Origin of the sequence: Vagococcus acidifermentans, from assembly GCF_003987655.1 — a bacterium.
GTDB classification, from domain to species: domain Bacteria; phylum Bacillota; class Bacilli; order Lactobacillales; family Vagococcaceae; genus Vagococcus_B; species Vagococcus_B acidifermentans.
In genome coordinates this window covers 1-16,770 of the sequence record NZ_NGKC01000020.1, presented here as the reverse complement: position 1 = coordinate 16,770, position 16,770 = coordinate 1, and the positions used below count along the sequence as shown (strand labels likewise).

The 16,770-nt window shown below is 40.7% G+C and carries 18 protein-coding genes; 13 read left to right on the top strand and 5 right to left on the bottom strand.

The annotated features are described in order from the left end of the window. Position 1 precedes the first annotated feature (1 nt). The 10 genes from aroB (at position 2) to CBF27_RS12910 (ending at position 9,867) form a co-directional block, all read left to right on the top strand. Entirely contained in the window at positions 2 to 1,069 is a 1,068-nt protein-coding gene (aroB, locus tag CBF27_RS12955; RefSeq protein ID WP_126814983.1) for a 3-dehydroquinate synthase, read from the top strand. Between the two features lie 12 nt (positions 1,070 to 1,081). Beyond that, positions 1,082 to 2,248: a chorismate synthase gene (aroC, locus tag CBF27_RS12950; protein ID WP_126814981.1), complete on the top strand. Its 1,167-nt coding sequence runs from the start codon at positions 1,082 to 1,084 to the stop codon at positions 2,246 to 2,248. 25 nt (positions 2,249 to 2,273) lie between these two features. Further along, the gene (locus tag CBF27_RS12945) at positions 2,274 to 3,383 is read left to right on the top strand and encodes a prephenate dehydrogenase (RefSeq protein WP_126814979.1); all 1,110 of its coding nucleotides are present in this window, start codon (positions 2,274 to 2,276) and stop codon (positions 3,381 to 3,383) included. A gap of 12 nt (positions 3,384 to 3,395) precedes the next feature. Then, positions 3,396 to 4,673, top strand: coding sequence for a 3-phosphoshikimate 1-carboxyvinyltransferase (aroA, locus tag CBF27_RS12940; protein ID WP_126814977.1), 1,278 nt, complete (start codon positions 3,396 to 3,398; stop codon positions 4,671 to 4,673). Positions 4,674 to 4,682: 9 nt separating this feature from the next. Further along, positions 4,683 to 5,198 (top strand): shikimate kinase, encoded by a 516-nt coding sequence (locus CBF27_RS12935; RefSeq protein WP_126814975.1) that lies wholly within the window; start codon positions 4,683 to 4,685, stop codon positions 5,196 to 5,198. Then, a complete protein-coding gene (gene pheA, locus CBF27_RS12930; RefSeq protein ID WP_126814973.1) occupies positions 5,199 to 6,056 on the top strand; it encodes a prephenate dehydratase in 858 nt (285 codons plus the stop codon). Positions 6,057 to 6,161: 105 nt separating this feature from the next. Next, positions 6,162 to 7,469 (top strand): diaminopimelate decarboxylase, encoded by a 1,308-nt coding sequence (gene lysA / locus CBF27_RS12925; protein WP_126814971.1) that lies wholly within the window; start codon positions 6,162 to 6,164, stop codon positions 7,467 to 7,469. Positions 7,470 to 7,558: 89 nt separating this feature from the next. Beyond that, the gene (locus CBF27_RS12920) at positions 7,559 to 8,308 is read left to right on the top strand and encodes a prolyl oligopeptidase family serine peptidase (protein WP_126814969.1); all 750 of its coding nucleotides are present in this window, start codon (positions 7,559 to 7,561) and stop codon (positions 8,306 to 8,308) included. Between the two features lie 69 nt (positions 8,309 to 8,377). Beyond that, entirely contained in the window at positions 8,378 to 8,713 is a 336-nt protein-coding gene (locus CBF27_RS12915) for a metal-sulfur cluster assembly factor (RefSeq protein ID WP_126814968.1), read from the top strand. 215 nt (positions 8,714 to 8,928) lie between these two features. Continuing rightward, positions 8,929 to 9,867, top strand: a complete 939-nt coding sequence (locus tag CBF27_RS12910) for a tyrosine-type recombinase/integrase (protein ID WP_425469929.1) — start codon at positions 8,929 to 8,931, stop codon at positions 9,865 to 9,867. Positions 9,868 to 9,934: 67 nt separating this feature from the next. Here CBF27_RS12910 and CBF27_RS12905 read toward each other — a convergent pair whose 3' ends face one another. Beyond that, positions 9,935 to 10,909, bottom strand: a complete 975-nt coding sequence (locus CBF27_RS12905) for a hypothetical protein (RefSeq protein ID WP_126814964.1) — start codon at positions 10,907 to 10,909, stop codon at positions 9,935 to 9,937. 428 nt (positions 10,910 to 11,337) lie between these two features. On the opposite strand from CBF27_RS12905, the gene CBF27_RS12900 reads away from it, so the two are divergent. After that, positions 11,338 to 11,703, top strand: a complete 366-nt coding sequence (locus CBF27_RS12900; RefSeq protein ID WP_170175119.1) for a transposase — start codon at positions 11,338 to 11,340, stop codon at positions 11,701 to 11,703. A 60-nt stretch (positions 11,704 to 11,763) separates the two neighbouring features. Here CBF27_RS12900 and CBF27_RS12895 read toward each other — a convergent pair whose 3' ends face one another. Further along, on the bottom strand, positions 11,764 to 13,356 hold the full coding sequence (locus CBF27_RS12895; RefSeq protein ID WP_126814960.1) for an ABC transporter transmembrane domain-containing protein: 1,593 nt from the start codon (positions 13,354 to 13,356) through the stop codon (positions 11,764 to 11,766). Positions 13,357 to 13,358: 2 nt separating this feature from the next. Further along, on the bottom strand, positions 13,359 to 13,694 hold the full coding sequence (locus tag CBF27_RS12890) for a hypothetical protein (RefSeq protein ID WP_126814958.1): 336 nt from the start codon (positions 13,692 to 13,694) through the stop codon (positions 13,359 to 13,361). Positions 13,695 to 14,065: 371 nt separating this feature from the next. Between CBF27_RS12890 and CBF27_RS12885 the strand changes: the two genes are divergently transcribed. Continuing rightward, positions 14,066 to 14,407, top strand: coding sequence for a hypothetical protein (locus CBF27_RS12885; protein WP_126814956.1), 342 nt, complete (start codon positions 14,066 to 14,068; stop codon positions 14,405 to 14,407). A gap of 121 nt (positions 14,408 to 14,528) precedes the next feature. On the opposite strand, the gene CBF27_RS14215 is transcribed toward CBF27_RS12885, so the two are convergent. Together CBF27_RS14215 and CBF27_RS12880 are read right to left on the bottom strand one after the other, a co-directional pair. Further along, entirely contained in the window at positions 14,529 to 14,699 is a 171-nt protein-coding gene (locus CBF27_RS14215; protein ID WP_211334671.1) for a hypothetical protein, read from the bottom strand. Between the two features lie 41 nt (positions 14,700 to 14,740). After that, complete coding sequence (locus CBF27_RS12880) at positions 14,741 to 16,294, bottom strand: ATP-binding cassette domain-containing protein (RefSeq protein ID WP_170175117.1); 1,554 nt, start codon at positions 16,292 to 16,294, stop codon at positions 14,741 to 14,743. Between the two features lie 88 nt (positions 16,295 to 16,382). On the opposite strand from CBF27_RS12880, the gene CBF27_RS12875 reads away from it, so the two are divergent. Next, positions 16,383 to 16,770, top strand: a 388-nt coding sequence (locus CBF27_RS12875; protein ID WP_211334670.1) for a transposase, incomplete at its 3' end; no start/stop codon positions are given.

The following is a 16,770-nucleotide window of genomic DNA, read 5'->3' as shown; positions in this document are numbered from 1 at the left end:
TATGGAAATCAGGGTTACACTGCCGCATCATGCATATACGCTGACAATCAAAAAAGGCTGGCTGGCACAAATCGGCGACTGGGTGTCAAGGTTGTGGGAACCTCAGTGCATCATGGTCATCACAGATGATACGGTTGACAGTTTATACGGGGAACAGGTGATTGACAGCTTGCGGCGCGCCGGGTTTGATGCGGATATCGTATCAGTGCCGGCGGGCGAAACCAGTAAAAGTCTGGCGATGGCTGAAAGATTGTATGATGCGCTGGCTCAAAAAGGCATGACGCGCAAAGACGGTGTGATTGCGCTTGGCGGCGGTGTCGTCGGCGACTTGGCGGCGTTTGTCGCCTCCACATTTATGCGCGGGATTCATTTTCTGCAAGTCCCGACAACACTTTTGGCTCAAGTCGACAGCAGTATTGGCGGTAAAACAGCGGTGAACACACGGAAAGCTAAAAATCTGGTCGGGACATTCGCCCAGCCCGACGGTGTGCTCATTGATCCGGATACACTGAATACACTGCCGCCGCGCCGGATACGCGAAGGCATTGCGGAAATCGTCAAATCGGCTGCCATTGCCGATGCGGATTTATGGCAGCGCTTGGCGGAGCTGGAAAGCGAGCAGGACTTACTGGCTCATGCAGAGGAAGTTATCGCAGCCTGCTGTGAAGTCAAACGGCACGTGGTGGAACAGGATGAGCTGGATACCGGCCTGCGTCTGATTCTGAATTTCGGACACACTATCGGTCATGCCATTGAGAATACACTGGGTTACGGTGTCGTCACGCACGGCGAAGCAGTCGCCATCGGGATGGTGCAAATCAGCCGTGCAGCAGAAAAGAAAGGGCAGATGCCTGCGGGTATCACAGCGTCGCTTTCAGACATGCTGACTAAGTTCCAGCTGCCGGTCACCCATAACGACTGGCCGGAAAGAGCACTGTATGAAGCTATCAGACACGATAAAAAGGCAGCAGGCAGCGACATCCGCATCGTTTTGCTGGAGGACATCGGGCAAGCGAAAATCGAAACACTGCCGATTGAACAAATGACAGATTACTTAATAAGGGATTAGGGGTGCAGCAGAATGAGATATTTTACAGCAGGAGAATCACACGGACCAGAATTGACAGCAATCATCGACGGCTTGCCGGCGGGCGTGCCGCTGTCGGAAGAAGATGTCAACCATGAATTGAAACGCAGACAAGGCGGCTACGGACGCGGTGGCAGGATGCTGATTGAAACAGACACCGTGACATTTACCTCCGGCTTGCGTCACGGGGAGACTTTGGGTTCACCGCTTACAATGGTCGTGAAAAATGATGATTTCAAAAACTGGCAGACAGTCATGGGCATTGAACCGGTGGACGAACGGGCGAAACTGAAACGCCGTTTGTCAAAACCGCGTCCGGGTCATGCGGATTTGGTTGGAGGCATCAAGTACCAGCATGATGACCTGCGCAATGTTTTGGAACGCTCGTCCGCCAGAGAGACGACGATGCGCGTGGCCATCGGTGCCGTGTGCAAACGTCTGCTGAAAGAACTAGGTGTGGAGCTTGCCGGTCACGTTCTTGAAATCGGCGGTGTCAAGGGGACTGTCCCTGATAAGATGACAGTTGCCGAAATCCGCGAGCGGGCAGAAGCGTCAGCGGTCCGCTGTGTCGACCCGGCTGTCGAACCGCTGATGAAACAAAAAATCGACGAAACGAAAAAAGCCGGCAATACCATCGGCGGTGTCGTGGAAGTCGTTGTGGAAGGCGTGCCTGTGGGCTTAGGCAGCCACACGCAATGGGATGCCAAACTTGACGGCAAAATTGCCCAGGCTATCATGAGCATCAACGCATTCAAGGGTGTGGAGTTTGGTGTGGGCTTTGAAGCAGCCAGACTGCCCGGCAGCGAGGTAATGGATGAAATCGTCTGGGATGAAGCCACGGGATACTCGCGCAAATCGAATCATCTGGGCGGATTTGAAGGCGGGATGACGAACGGCATGCCGATAGTGGTGCGCGGTGTCATGAAGCCGATTCCGACCTTGTACAAACCGCTGCAGTCAGTCGATATTGATACGAAAAAACCGTACAAAGCCAGTGTCGAGCGTTCGGACAGCTCGGCAGTCCCGGCAGCGTGTGTTGTTGCAGAGGCGATGGTGGCGATTGAAGTCGCCAAAGCAATGCTGGATAAATTCGAGAGCGATTCTTTCGCGCGGATGAAAAACAATGTGGCAGATTATCGTGACTATACTCTTCGCTTTTAATCAATAAACACAGGAGGATAGCACGATGGATAAACTAAATAATGTATTGATTGTCGGCTTGGGACTCATCGGAGGCTCTCTTGCCAAGTGTATCAGGCAGGAGTTTCCGGATATCCGGCTGACAGGTATCAGCCACAGGGCAGAAACTGTTGCAACAGCCTTGGAAGAACAGATTATCGACGAAGCCGGCGGGGATTTTGCATCCGCCGCCGCGCGTGCGGATGTGATTATTCTCAGCACACCAGTCTCTGTGACGCTGACGTATATCAGCGAACTGGCAGACTGCCGGCTGAAGAAAGATGTCATCGTGACAGATGTCGGCAGTACGAAAACAGCTATTATGAACGCCGCCGAGATTTTGCGGGAAAAAGACATTACGTTTATCGGCGGGCATCCGATGGCGGGTTCTCACAAATCAGGGATTATGGCGGCGGATGTGGATTTATTTGAAAATGCTTATTATTTGCTGACACCAGTATCGGATGCCCAGCAACCTGCGTGCCGCCTGCTGCAGCACTTGCTGCGGGGCACACGGTCCAAATTTTTAACAGTGACTGCCCAAGCGCATGACCAGATGACCGGTATGCTCAGCCATTTGCCGCATATCATCGCTTCTGCGTTAGTGAACCAGTCGGATGATTTTATCACCCGGTTTCCTTTGGCAAGGCGGCTGGCTGCCGGCGGTTTCCGCGACATCACGCGGATTGCTTCTTCCGACCCGACGATGTGGACGGACATTTTGATGAGCAATCGAAAGCCGCTTCTGGCTCATCTGTCCGACTGGCAGCAGCGCATGACGCACATTCATGCATGGTTAGAGCAGGGCGACAGAGAGGCGATTTTCGACTTCTTTTCAGCAGCCAAAGAAACCCGGGACGGCTTGCCGGTACATAAAGAAGGCGCCATACCGGCATTCCATGATTTGTATGTCAATGTACCGGACTATCCGGGCTCGATAGCTGAAGTGACCGGTATTTTGGCAGTCGAAAATATTTCCCTCATTAACTTAAAAATTCTTGAGACAAGGGAAGATATTTTTGGTATCTTACAATTGACCTTTAAAAATAAAAAAGACGTGGAACGGGCCAAACAAGCCATCGACAGCCAATCGTCGTTCACTTCTTTTGAAAAATAGGAGATAAATCGTATGAAATTAACAACTAACTGCAGTGGTTTGAACGGCAGCCTGTCAGTTCCCGGAGATAAATCCATTTCGCACAGGAGTATTATGTTTGGTGCGGTTTCTCAAGGAACAACGACCATCCACAACTTTTTGCGGGCGGATGATTGCCTTGGCACAATGGAAATTTTCAAACAGCTGGGTGTTCCGATAGAGGATGACGGCGAAACGATTACCGTGACAGGCGTCGGTTTTGCAGGGCTGACACCGCCCGAAACGGCACTTGATGTCGGCAACTCCGGCACGACTATCCGTCTGCTGATGGGTGTCTTAGCCGGTTCGCCGCATACGTATACATTGACCGGCGACGAATCTATCCAGAAACGGCCAATGAACCGCGTCATGCTTCCTTTAAACGAGATGGGAGCGGCCTGTTCAGGAAAAGACGGCAGCGAGTTTCCGCCGATCACGCTTACTGGCAATTCAGCGTTATCACCAATCAGCTATCAGCTGCCCGTCGCGAGCGCACAAGTAAAGTCGGCGCTTTTGTTCGCCGCACTGCAAAGCACGGGCGAATCGGTCATTATCGAAAAAGCACCGACACGTGACCATACCGAAGAAATGATCCGCCAGTTTGGCGGCAGGATTGCAGTTGACGGCAAAGAAATCAGACTGTCAGGTCCACAGCAATTGACCGGCCAGACTGTCATTGTACCGGGAGACATTTCATCAGCCGCCTTTTTCATTGCTGCGGCACTGCTTATCCCAGATAGTGTTGTGACGGTGACGAACGTCGGGCTGAGTCATTCGCGCTCAGGCATCATTGATGTGGTGCGACAAATGGGCGGTGACATCGAAATAAGCGATCAGGACGACAAGAATCAGTCGGGTACGCTGACTATCCGGACCAGCCAGCTGAACGGCATCGAAATCGGCGGCGACATCATCCCGCGCTTGATCGATGAAATCCCGGTCATTGCACTGCTCGCCACACAAGCCAAAGGGCGGACAGTTATCCGCGATGCCGAGGAGCTGAAAGTCAAGGAGACCGACCGGATTGCCGCAGTCACGGAAGAATTGAACGCACTCGGTGCCCGTATCACGGCTACCGATGACGGTATGATTATTGAGGGTGCAACCGCTCTTCACAGCGGCCGTGTCAGCAGTCACGGTGACCACCGTATCGGGATGATGCTGCAAATTGCGGCACTGCTTGTTTCTGACGGTCCGGTAGCATTGTCAAAAGCCGAAGCGGTTTCTGTGTCTTATCCCGATTTCTTTCAAGATTTGGCAACATTGTTTTAGGAGAGCACTATGAAATCACTTATATTAATCGGATTTATGGGAGCAGGGAAAACAACTGTCGGTAAATTGCTGGCAAATACATACAATCTTCCTTTTATTGATATGGATGCAGTCATCGAAAATGACATCGGCATGACGATTGACACTTTTTTTGAAAAGTACGGCGAAGCCGCATTCCGGAAAAAGGAACAGGAAGTGCTGGCAGACCTCATGCAGCAGGAAGCTGTGATTGCAACAGGCGGCGGTATCGTGACGAGCCAGGCAAACCGGACGCTGCTGAAAAGTCATCCGTATGTCGTGTTTTTGAAAGCTGACCCGGCTGTTTTTTTGCAGCGGATTAAGTCGGACATTGCTGTCAAGCGGCCGCTTGCATCAGAAAAATCGGATGAAGCTGTCAGGGAGCTGTATGAATCCCGTCTGGACTATTATCTGGAGTCAGCGACAGTTGCCATCAACACAGATGATTTGACGCCGGAAGAAGTCGTTTTGGAGCTGACCCGGCAATTGCATGAAGAAGGTGATTAAATGAAAATCGGTTATTTAGGTCCAAGCGGTTCATTCACGCAAATGGCCACACAGCAGCTTTTTCCAGATGATGAATTGCTGCCGCATTCAACGATACCGTCTTGCTTGAAAGCAGTGATGAATGGTGAGGTGGATGTTTCGGTCGTGCCAATCGAAAATACAATTGAAGGTACGGTCAATCCGACACTGGATTTTATGTATCACCAGTTTAACGGACACATTCAGGGAGAAGCGATCATGCAAATTTCCCAACAGCTGATGGTGCATCCCGACAATGCAGCCGGCTGGCGGCAAGTTGACAGAATCTTGTCACATCCCCAAGCGCTGGCGCAATGTCAGGAATTTATCAGCGATACCTTTCCTGACAAGCTGACGGAAGCAACCTTTTCCACTGCTTACGCTGCCAAGTACGTGAAAGAAAACCGCGGACAGGCCATTGCTGCCATCGCACCGAAACGAGCGGCTGATGAGTATGGTTTGACAATCGTTAAAGAGAATATTCAGGATATTTCCCAAAACGAAACACGGTTTTGGGTCGCCAGTCTCGCACCTTTCAACGCATACACAAAAAACTTGACTAGTCAGGGGAAAAAAGTTTCAATAGCAGTCGAAATGACACGCAACGTCCCCGGCGGACTGCACAAAATTCTATCTGCTTTGAGCTGGAGAGGTCTGGATTTGTCAAAAATCGAGTCCCGTCCATTGAAAACCAGATTGGGAGAATATTTTTTCCTGATTGATATCGTCAATGCACAAGAATTGGCGCTGGTCCAGCTGGCTATTGAAGAAATAACTTTACTTGGCGGCAAGGTGAAGCTGTTGGGAGAGTACGATGTCTTTCCAGTTTCTTCAGTTTAACCTGCGGCAACACACTAAAAAACGAAAAAGCGGCCACCGCTGTTTTAATTTTTGCGGATAGTGTGCTATGATTGGATAAAATAACTTAAAGCGGGAGAGTTGTGTATGGAAAAAAAGCTTTTCGGGACGGCAAGAATTAATGAAAAGAAACATCTGGAAATCGGCGGTTGTGACACAGTAGAGCTGGCGGCTCAGTACGGCTCTCCGCTGGTTGTTTATGATGTTGCATTGATAAAAGAAATGGCGCAAGGATTTAAAAAAACGTTTGAACAGCTGGAGATGTCCCACAATGTCGTTTATGCCAGCAAAGCGTTTACCTGCAAAGCCATCTATCAGCTGCTCGACAAGGAAGGTTTGCATTTTGATGTCGTTTCCGACGGTGAGCTGCATACGGCTCTGGCGGCTGGTATCGACTCGTCGAAGATTGAATTTCACGGCAACAATAAAACAGATTTTGAATTGGAAATGGCTGTGTCCAACAATATCGGCACGATTATCGTGGATAATTTCCATGAAATCGAACTGCTGACATCTTTATTAAAGAAAAAACAGAAAACCCAGCGCATCTTGCTGAGGGTGACGCCGGGAGTTGATGCGCATACCCACGACTATATTTTGACCGGACAGGAAGATTCCAAGTTCGGGTTCGACGTCAAAAGCGGTCAAGCAGCCAAAGCCCTGCAGCTTGTAATGAATGCACCTGAATTTGACATGGCCGGTATCCACTGTCACATTGGTTCGCAAATTTTTGATACAGCCGGTTTTGACATGGCAGCAGAACGCATGATGGCGATTTTGCTTGATTGGCGCGAGCAATTTGATTATACTGCCGCAGTACTCAATTTAGGCGGGGGCTTTGGGGTCCGCTATACGTCAGAAGACACACCGCTCAAACCGCAGGAGTATGTGGCACGTATCGCTTCAAAGGTGAAAGAAATCTGCAAAACAGCTGTTTATCCGCTTCCGGAAGTCTGGATTGAGCCGGGCCGTTCGATAGTTGGCGAAGCAGGGACATCGCTCTACACCGTCGGCTCACGCAAAGAAGTAGCAGATGTCCGGACATTTGTCGCAGTTGACGGTGGTATGGGAGACAATATCCGACCGGCACTGTATCAGGCAAAATATACTGCCTATCTTGCCAGCGACATGACCGCGCCAGACACGGAAGTCGTGACGATTGTCGGCAAATACTGCGAAAGCGGCGATAAACTCATCGAAGATATTGCCTTGCCGGACACAGCAGCCGGTGATATTTTAGCAATGACAACAACCGGTGCGTACGGGTACTCCATGGCCAGCAACTACAACCGCACACAAAAACCTGCTGTTGTCTTTGTAGAAGACGGAAAAAGCCAATTAGTCGTCAAACGTGAAACATTAGATGACTTATTACGATTCGATTTGGATTATTAGACAAGAAAGAAAGCAGAAAGTTCCCTGCTTTCTTTTCTTTTAGCCTTAATTTGTGATAAACTTTTCATATGAGTGAAGGAGGCTTTGAAATGATTGTAGTAGAAAGAAAAGAGATTCATGAGATTCCTTTACTGGAAGTCTGTGATGTTGATTTGAAGAGCGATAAACTGCCACTTGTCTTTTTTTATCATGGCTGGACGAGCTGTAAAGAGCAAGTCCTCACACAAGGATTTGAAATCGCAAAAAGAGGAGCACGTGTCGTTCTGCCCGACGCCCTCTACCATGGAGAGCGGCAAGATGATAAGGATGTCGAGGCGCATGCAGCAGAATTTTTTAAGATTGTGGTCAACTCTATCAACGAATTCCAGAAATTGAAAACTGCTTACACAGATAAAAAGCTGGCGGATGACGAGAGAGTAGGCGTCAGCGGTCTTTCCATGGGAGGCATCACCACGTGCGGCTTGTTGAGGACCCGCACCGATATCAAAGCAGCGGATTGCCTGATGGGTTCCCCCAACATGTATGAGTTTGCCAATCAGATGGTAGAGAGTTTTGCAACAACTGTGCATACGCTGCCGGATGACGTGCATGAGCAGTTGGAATTTCTTAAAGATTATGATTTGTCGCTGGCACCGGAATCAATTAAAGGACGTGCTGTCCACTTTTGGCACGGCACAGAAGATAAAGTGGTTGTCTACCAGCCGACCTATGATTTTTATCAGCGCATCAAACACGAACCATATGCTGAAAATGTCACATTTACTACAACGAATCATGAACATAAAGTGCCTTACAGTATCAGTGTTGAAATGGGAGAGTTTTTTGAACAGGAGTTGTAGCTTTCTCATTTACAAACCGTCTGTTCTCAGTTATGATTATAGTGAAATGCAGGAAAGGGGATTCTTTCGATGAATGAAGAAAAATTAACAGCGGCGGAAATCGATAGTTTGAAAGAGGCGGCACTGGCATCGCTTGAAACAGTTATCGATCCGGAGCTGGGAATTGACATTGTCAATCTTGGATTGATTTATGATGTCGATATTACAGAAGACGGTTATTGTGAAATTAAAATGACTTTGACAACCATGGGCTGTCCGTTGGCAGATGTACTGACTGAGCAAATCCACACCGTGATTCGCGAACTGCCTGAGATTAAAGAGGTGGAGGTCAAGCTCGTTTGGTATCCGGCGTGGACGACGGATAGAATGAGCCGGTATGCACGGATTGCGTTGGGGATAAAGTAGGGGTTAACGTTGATTTAACAGTGATTGTCACTCGTTTAGTCTGTCGTCTGAACCGATTTTTAGCAATTCGGATACCATACTAAATGAGGGTATTTCTGACATGGATACCTGACAGAATGAGGATTGAATTTGAAACTCTTTTATTGACTTTTTAGAAAGTGGATAAGGGAGTTTTTCTTTTGCAAAAGTATACGTTAGAAGAATTATTAGAAGAAATGCTGTTTAGTGAAAGAGCAAGAGGCATTTCACAAAAAACAGTGAAGAAGCATCAAAAATTTTTAATGTTGTTTTTTAGCTATTTAGAGAATGAGCATGTTTATTTTCTCGAAGACGTGACACCAAAGCAAATTAGATATTTTATGCTTTCAAAATTAGAAGAAGGCTGTGCAGAAAGCTATATCAATACTCATTTAAGAAGCATCAGAGCCTTTTTCAAGTATTGCGTGGATGAAGAATATATCAAGTATGATGCCAATCCATGTCTCAGGGTCAAATGGATGAAGGAGCGAAAAGTAGTTATCCAAACTTTTGATGACAGAGAAATCAAAGAGATGTTAGTATTGGCTAAAAAACTTACATTCTTTAAGCCGAAAAAAATGGATAAGTTTCATACTGGTTATCAAACAAGATTCACGAATCAACGAGATTATTTGCTCTTGTTGATACTGGTCGATACAGGTATGCGAATTAATGAAGTCATTAATCTAAGGGATAGTCATATAAGTGAGAAAGAAATTTTTATCGAAAATGCAAAAGGGAAGAAAGATAGAGTCGTTCATTGCTCACCATTGATTTACAAGGAATTTCTGAAATATAAACGGGTGTCTAAAAGTTTCTTTGAATACAATAACTTGAAGCCCGATGATTACGTATTTCTAACAAAAGCAGGGAAACAATACAATGCTCTTTTAGCTGAACGGGCAGTATTGAAAATTGGCAAGGAGTGCCAGATTAGAAAGGCTATTAGAATCAGCCCTCATAGTTTTCGTCATTATTTTGCACAAAAGTTAGTAAGAAATGGAACAGATATTTACACCATTCAGAAATTGTTAGGACATGCCTCAATCAAAACTACTGAAGTGTATCTCAGAAGTCTGAATATAGAGAATGAAGTAGCTAGAGTTATCAAATTTTCACCATTGCAGACGATATAGTAAAGAAATGGGATGCAAGACAAGACAAAGTAAAAATTGACAGATTTTGACTAATAAGAAATCTGATTTAATTGACTGGCGTGATAGTCCAAGTGATAGTATGCCCATCAATATCGGTTGTCCAAGTGCTGAATGTGATGCTGTCGTTATTAAAGGAGTAGGGAATGTAATAATCCTTAATATTTAATGTTACTGGCGACATCGTATATGTTTCAAAATAATCTGGTCTGTATGTTCCAGCGAGTTCAATGCGTATAGAAGTGTCATCTATGAAATTAACTGTTTGGGTGCCATCATGTATTAGATTTTGTGGAGCTTTATGCTCATTCATTGCTTGTTCCGCATCTATCCCATCATATAATACGGGATAGATTGCGTATTTTTTTCCAATAAGATAGCTTCTTGCTAGATTAATCGTTTCATTTATTTTGTCTTGTTCTTCTGCTTGTTTCTTTAAAAATTCAGCAGCTATCGTGGTATCTAAATATTTATCAGACATCAAAGTCCAATCGTAAAATTCGCCTGTTATTCGTCCGCTAGCTTCTAATTCACCTTTTTCATTTACTCTGAAACAGCCTAATCCATCCATTTGGTCGATACCTACTGAAATATAAGCTAAATTGTCAGTATCATTGATAGAGACATCTAAAAGATAGCGAGTTGGTGGAGGTGGCAGTAAATCAAGAATAGACATCACCCATTTTTTTAATTGTTCTTCTGACAGGTTTGTTTCTGAAATACTCGTTTCTGTTGTTTCACTTATCTTTTGTTTGTTTGTACTTAGATTTGTCTCGGATAGATTAGATGCGGCCTTTTCTTTGACAGGTTTATTACCTAAATAAAAAATAAATGCAATACTGGCAACCAGAATGATGAGAAGTGAACTCCATACAGTTATTCGACTTCTTGTTTCTTCTTTTTCAATCTCCACTAACATTTTTGTTAATTCTAATCTAACATTCGGGTCAGTGGCGTTATTTATTTCTGTTCGTAATAAATCTTTATTACTCCTCTTATTTTTTAAACTTCTTGTTTTATTCATTTATCTTCTCTTTTCCATATCCCCTAATTAACTTCATTATATCAAAGTTAAGTTGCAAATAGGAAATAATACTAAATAAGCTATTTTTTGTTCGAATTAAAATGAGTGGCAGATTTTTGTTGAAAATCATGTAAAACTCGTCTCATTGCAAGCACCTGCAAGTACAAAAACCGAAAACTTCATCCCTCATAATTCTTATTTCTTTTTAAATCAATCTTTGAATAAATACCTGATGTATTCATTATTAAAAATGAAATGAGAAATATTGAGACCAGATAGACAGTTAAATAAAAGTGGCCGAATCGGCTCATTTGATTTCCCAGATACATGGTATGGCAACCCCTTTTTTGACAAAATTTATAAGGTGTCATTCTGGATGGGTTATACTTAAGTAGACAGAAAGATAAGCGAATATGGGAGGCGTAGATATGAAGAGAAGATCTTATTCAAAAGAGTTTAAACGTCAAGCCGTGTTACTCGTTCTAAATGAAGGCAACCCGCCACAAACAGTCGCTAAACAACTGGATATCCATGTTAATTCCTTATACCGTTGGATAACTGAGTATGAAACGTACGGTGAACGGGCTTTTCCAGGAAAAGGCAGCAGAGAGTTTATCAGGCGCTTACGAACAACCGATTATATAAGAAAAGCCGAAAAGAATCCCTTCTTTTCGGCTTTTCAGTCTGAACGGAAATCAAGATATTATTGCAAATACCTCTTAGTCAATAATTTATATGAGACCAGTACTGTCTATTTCGAAATTTTGCAACAGAACCCAGGATCCTTTTTATAGATTACTGGGAACAAGTTGTTTTTAATCTTTGCAATAGAACTAGTTGCATTCATCATGGATTTATTTGATCCTTTTAATTTCTTTAGATTTAGGATCAATTAGATAAATACTATCGCTTAACTGATCAGCAAAAGCATCATGACTAATAAGCACAATTCCTTTTCTAATTGATAATTTTTTTAAATATTTTATCAATGATTCTATTGTAGAACCGTCCAAATTGGAGAACGGTTCATCTAAGAACAAAATTTTTTTTTCTATAGAAGAAAAGAAAAAACGTGCTAATAGAATTTTTTGTTTTTGCCCTAATGATAAACTTGAAGAATTTTTAATTTTTTTGTTTAGAAAATCAATATTAAGAATTTCAACGATATCATAAAAATATTGATTTACTGCACCATTTCCAAAAATAATATTATCTGTTGTCGTCCCTTCTATAATCATGCCTAAATTATCAAAGTAGCCATATAGTTCTTTACTAACAACTACTTCACTTTTTTCATCCCCAAGGCCTGCCATTTGGGTAAGCAAGGTACTCTTTCCTGTTCCATTTGTTCCTTTAATAAGATAGATTCCATAATCTTGAATAATTAGTTCATTAATTTTAAACAGCAATCTGTTTTTCCTAAAAATTTTTTTGTTTTTTATGTTGATTGGAACACTTCTATAATTTATATTTGGTTCACTTTTAGGTACAGCATCAAAAATTGAAAAAAATCTCTTAAAATATGGAACACTATTCTTTTGCTCTACCATCATACTAGCAAACATTTTTACAACTGAAAATAATATAGGAATAAACTGTGAGGCAAATATCATATCGGCAAGTGTTGCCTGATTTTTTATAATTAACAAACTTCCAATACCATATATAAGAGCTGGGCATAAGTCAGCTAAAACTTGTGGGATCTGAAGCATCAATGTGTACCAAAAATTATATCTGATTCTAACTTTTTCCCAAATTTTCAATTTTTTATTTACATATTCTAATATATAAGGAGCATTATTATATATTTGAACATCTTTGTGCATGTCAACAGCTTCATGTATCCGTCCAGTTAGTTTATCCATGGCTACTCTTTCATCCTCTACTGACTGCTGGAACTTATTCGTATTAAAAACTGTTGATAGTCCGTATAAAATAACTAAAAATATTGATAATAAGCCAAATAATAGTGAATTAGTCAGTATAATAAAGAAATAAAAAATTATTTGAAATGTCAGTATAAGCAATGTCAATATATTAACATAAGTTACAGCAATCATAGTAGTTTCACCATAAACACTATTAAAAATTAGAGACCGTTCCATCGTGCTGGTTTTGATTATTGGAATTTGGTAATATCTCTTTAGTTGTTCTAAACGTAATTCATTACTTATTACAGTTGCTAGTCTATCACCTTCAAACGAAACAAAATAAAAATATAGGATATTATATATAATAATGGTTATCAAGGTCATAAATATCCATATCATTATTTTTTTTAAACTATTTTCTTTAACTATATTTGAAAATAGATATTTAGTTAAAAGAGAAGGAGTAACACTTACTATAGAAATCAGAAAATTCAGTATAAGATATAAGCGTATTTTATTGCGAACATTTTTAGAAAATCTAGGGAGTTTTTTATACTGGTTTAATATATCACGCATTTTTATATTCGCTCCAATCGTTCATGGCTCTGATAGCAGTAAGGACAAGCAAAATTACAGCCAGAAGTAGTTTGAATGACTAATGTCATTTCTTTATTAGAATTGACAGATTGATAATTTATTTTTTTTAAATTCTCAATCTCATCGACATCATCATCAATTAATATGCCCATTGAATATAGACTTTCTATTTCTTCGTTGTCTAGCTTCTTTAATTCTTTTAAATCGCACATTTTTTCATGATCAACAACAATCGAATATCCAGTAAAAACATTATAAAGCATATCAAGCTCTTCATTAATAGGAGCAATATAGTTATACTTTGAAGATTTCATCATTACTTTCCTCCTTATCATTTATAACGAAGAAATTACTTATAAAAAGAGCGAGACAAATATGTTAACATGTCTCGCAATGATTTTTTGACTAGAAAAATATAGCTGTTATGGTGGTGCATTTCCATTACAACAATTACTTCGATATTGTACGTCATCAAGTGAAGGTTTGGTGACTACAACAATTTTACTTGATTCTTTCATTATCTCAACAAAATATTTAATCCACAATCTTATTATATCAACTATGTAAGCGTTTGTCAGTAGGATAGCGTAAAATGTTTTGTGTAAATAGAAATTTTGGGTAGAAAAAAAGAAAGCCCATTCTGTAAAATTAAAGTTGCGATACAAAAATTTTATAGGAGGACTTTCTCATGACTAATTTTACTACAGAAATTGGGAGAGTGTTTGAAAATTTACGGTTTGATAAGGCTGTTAGGACAGGCAGTGTCGGACTAGCAATTACTACTATAAATAACGGAATCCCAAATTCAGCTATTGATTTAAGAAGGAATAAATCTAACTCAAAATTATTTTCAAATCCAAAGAGGGTACTAAAAATAGAAATTTTTGCCAAGGGTGGGGGAGACAAGCTACTCAAGGTAAAAAAGTTTAAACCGCCTAAGAAAAAATTTACAAATTCTGAGAAAAGGGCAAAGAAGAAAAAAAGAAAAGAAAAAGATAGGAAGGAAGCACAAAAAAACAAAGGAAATTAATCCTTTGTTTTCGTTTTGAAATAACAGAGCTAACCTTGGCAACTTAATTCTACGCTTAAAAAGACATGAAATGAACGATTTGGTCGTCACTTCATGTCTTATTGGACAAAGAGACTTCTTTTTAAATAACTTGTTGCTTTACTTCTTCTTTTTTTTCAGTGACATTTAAAATCTCGTTGGGATTCGGCAAAATCACTGGAGGATGGTGAGCAAATTGATTGCTACCACACATTGTAATGATTTTTTCTTTGGATAATTCGAGAATAATTTTCATGTTCGTAGCTTCTTTCAATTATTTATCAAAATATAATTAAATATATTTATAATCCATAGTTAATTAAAAGAAATGTGTTCATCAAAAATTGTTAGAAATGAATCATTTGTTGAATGAGTTACTACTATAACTATTTTGTTATTAATCTCTTCAATTAACTCTTTAATTATTGTCTCATTTTTTTTGTCTAGACCCGAAGTTGGTTCGTCAAACAAAATAACATCAGCATTTTTAAACATTGCTCTAGCTATTTCTAATCGTCGAAGCTCTCCACCAGATAAATTGAGAATTCTATCATTTTGTGTCGATTCGAGTTCATTATGTTCAAAGGTATTCTTTAACCCTGATCTATCTAATATTTTAATAATATCATTTAAAGAGTAAGTATTAAAAACAGATATATTGTCACATACAGAAAAATTAAAGACATCTGTTGTTTGTTGTACGAAAGCTATTTTTTTATAATATTGGTCTCGATTTATATTATTTAAATATTTTTTTTGTACTTTAATGGAACCATTTGTTGGCTTGATTAGTCCAGCAATAGCTTTAAGCAATGTTGATTTTCCACTTCCACTATAGCCAGTTATTACATATTTTTTATTTTTTATGAAAGTATAGTCAAATTCACTTATTATACGTTTATTTTCGTATGATATAGAAATGTCACTTAAAGTAATCTCAGAAATTTCACTATCAATATCTTCTAAGTAAATCGTTTCCTCATCTTTCGAAGAATAAATAAATTCGCCAAATTTATCAACTATTTTTTTACTGGAAGTTATTTCGGTAAATGTAGAAGTTAAATGTTGTAGTGGTCCTGCAATGGTACTCATAAGTGTAGTCATTGCAATTAATTCGGGTACTGTAATTTTACCAAAAGAAACGAAAAATCCTCCAAATACCCAAGTACCTAAGTATGCAATACCTCCCAGCCCATAAGAAACCGCATAAGTCATTGCTTGAGTAGTTTCAAAATTAATCTTATCTCTTTTCAAACCTTCATTTGATTTTTTTAGTATATGTAAATAAGCTTTATTACCACGCCCAATCTTAAGGGTCAGAAAGTTGCTTACAAATTCATTAAAATAATCAAAAAGTTTATTCTGACTATACAAAGCCTTTTCCCTCTTGTTCCCAAGTATCTTTCTAGAAAGGTAGGGGGCGAGAAGTGGAAATAATGAGAGTAGTATCATCAAAATAGTTAAAAATAAGTTTAAGCTCATAGAAATGATGATAGAGAATACAAAGGTAAACAGGCTTAAGAACAATCCTAAAAAAGGTTTCCAAAATTCATTTTCAATAATATTTAAATCATTTGCAAGGATAGCAGTATATTCAGATTTATTTATATCCAACAGATTATGCGTATCTATTTTGTCTATCTTATCAAATAAATCAATTTTCATTTTGGCCATTATAGATTGTGTGGCTTTTGCTTTGGTTGTACGGGGTAAGAAGTCACTAAAAGAATCAAGAAAAAGATAAAAAACAGCAAATATTCCAACAATGGATAATTTTTTTATATTTCCAGACATAGCAGTATCTGCAATGAGGCTATACAAAAGGGCCACACTTACTTGAATGATAGCAGAAACAATGATAAAGTCCATATAATTGTGTAAAAGATAAAAGGCCATGTAACAGCCCTTTTACGGTACAATGTTTTTAACCACAAAAACATACCTAGGAGGACTTTACATGACCCAAGTACATTTTACACTGAAAAGCGATGAGGTTCAAAGAATAATTGACCATTCAGTAAAAGATGAGGTGTCTAAAAACATTTTGACCACCGTATTCAACCAGTTAATGGAAAGCCAACGAACGGCATACATTCAAGCTGAGGACTACGAACGATCAGAAAACCGTCAAAGCCAACGAAATGGCTACTATGAGCGAGAGTTCACGACCCGTGTCGGAACACTTGAATTAAAAGTGCCTAGAACACGTGATGGCGGGTTTTCACCATCAGTATTTGAGCGTTATCAGCGAAATGAAAAAGCGCTGCTTGCTGCCATGCTTGAGATGTACGTTTCGGGTGTTTCTACTCGTAAAGTTTCTAAAATTGTTGAAGAACTCTGTGGGA

What these genes read in the sequence shown, in the direction of transcription:
- aroB (WP_126814983.1), top strand. Translation starts at nt 2, where the DNA reads ATGGAAATCAGGGTTACACTGCCGCATCATGCATATACGCTGACAATC.
- aroC (WP_126814981.1), top strand. Translation starts at nt 1,082, where the DNA reads ATGAGATATTTTACAGCAGGAGAATCACACGGACCAGAATTGACAGCA.
- CBF27_RS12945 (WP_126814979.1), top strand. Translation starts at nt 2,274, where the DNA reads ATGGATAAACTAAATAATGTATTGATTGTCGGCTTGGGACTCATCGGA.
- aroA (WP_126814977.1), top strand. Translation starts at nt 3,396, where the DNA reads ATGAAATTAACAACTAACTGCAGTGGTTTGAACGGCAGCCTGTCAGTT.
- CBF27_RS12935 (WP_126814975.1), top strand. Translation starts at nt 4,683, where the DNA reads ATGAAATCACTTATATTAATCGGATTTATGGGAGCAGGGAAAACAACT.
- pheA (WP_126814973.1), top strand. Translation starts at nt 5,199, where the DNA reads ATGAAAATCGGTTATTTAGGTCCAAGCGGTTCATTCACGCAAATGGCC.
- lysA (WP_126814971.1), top strand. Translation starts at nt 6,162, where the DNA reads ATGGAAAAAAAGCTTTTCGGGACGGCAAGAATTAATGAAAAGAAACAT.
- CBF27_RS12920 (WP_126814969.1), top strand. Translation starts at nt 7,559, where the DNA reads ATGATTGTAGTAGAAAGAAAAGAGATTCATGAGATTCCTTTACTGGAA.
- CBF27_RS12915 (WP_126814968.1), top strand. Translation starts at nt 8,378, where the DNA reads ATGAATGAAGAAAAATTAACAGCGGCGGAAATCGATAGTTTGAAAGAG.
- CBF27_RS12910 (WP_425469929.1), top strand. Translation starts at nt 8,929, where the DNA reads ATGCTGTTTAGTGAAAGAGCAAGAGGCATTTCACAAAAAACAGTGAAG.
- CBF27_RS12905 (WP_126814964.1), bottom strand. Translation starts at nt 10,909, where the DNA reads ATGAATAAAACAAGAAGTTTAAAAAATAAGAGGAGTAATAAAGATTTA.
- CBF27_RS12900 (WP_170175119.1), top strand. Translation starts at nt 11,338, where the DNA reads ATGAAGAGAAGATCTTATTCAAAAGAGTTTAAACGTCAAGCCGTGTTA.
- CBF27_RS12895 (WP_126814960.1), bottom strand. Translation starts at nt 13,356, where the DNA reads ATGCGTGATATATTAAACCAGTATAAAAAACTCCCTAGATTTTCTAAA.
- CBF27_RS12890 (WP_126814958.1), bottom strand. Translation starts at nt 13,694, where the DNA reads ATGATGAAATCTTCAAAGTATAACTATATTGCTCCTATTAATGAAGAG.
- CBF27_RS12885 (WP_126814956.1), top strand. Translation starts at nt 14,066, where the DNA reads ATGACTAATTTTACTACAGAAATTGGGAGAGTGTTTGAAAATTTACGG.
- CBF27_RS12880 (WP_170175117.1), bottom strand. Translation starts at nt 16,294, where the DNA reads ATGGACTTTATCATTGTTTCTGCTATCATTCAAGTAAGTGTGGCCCTT.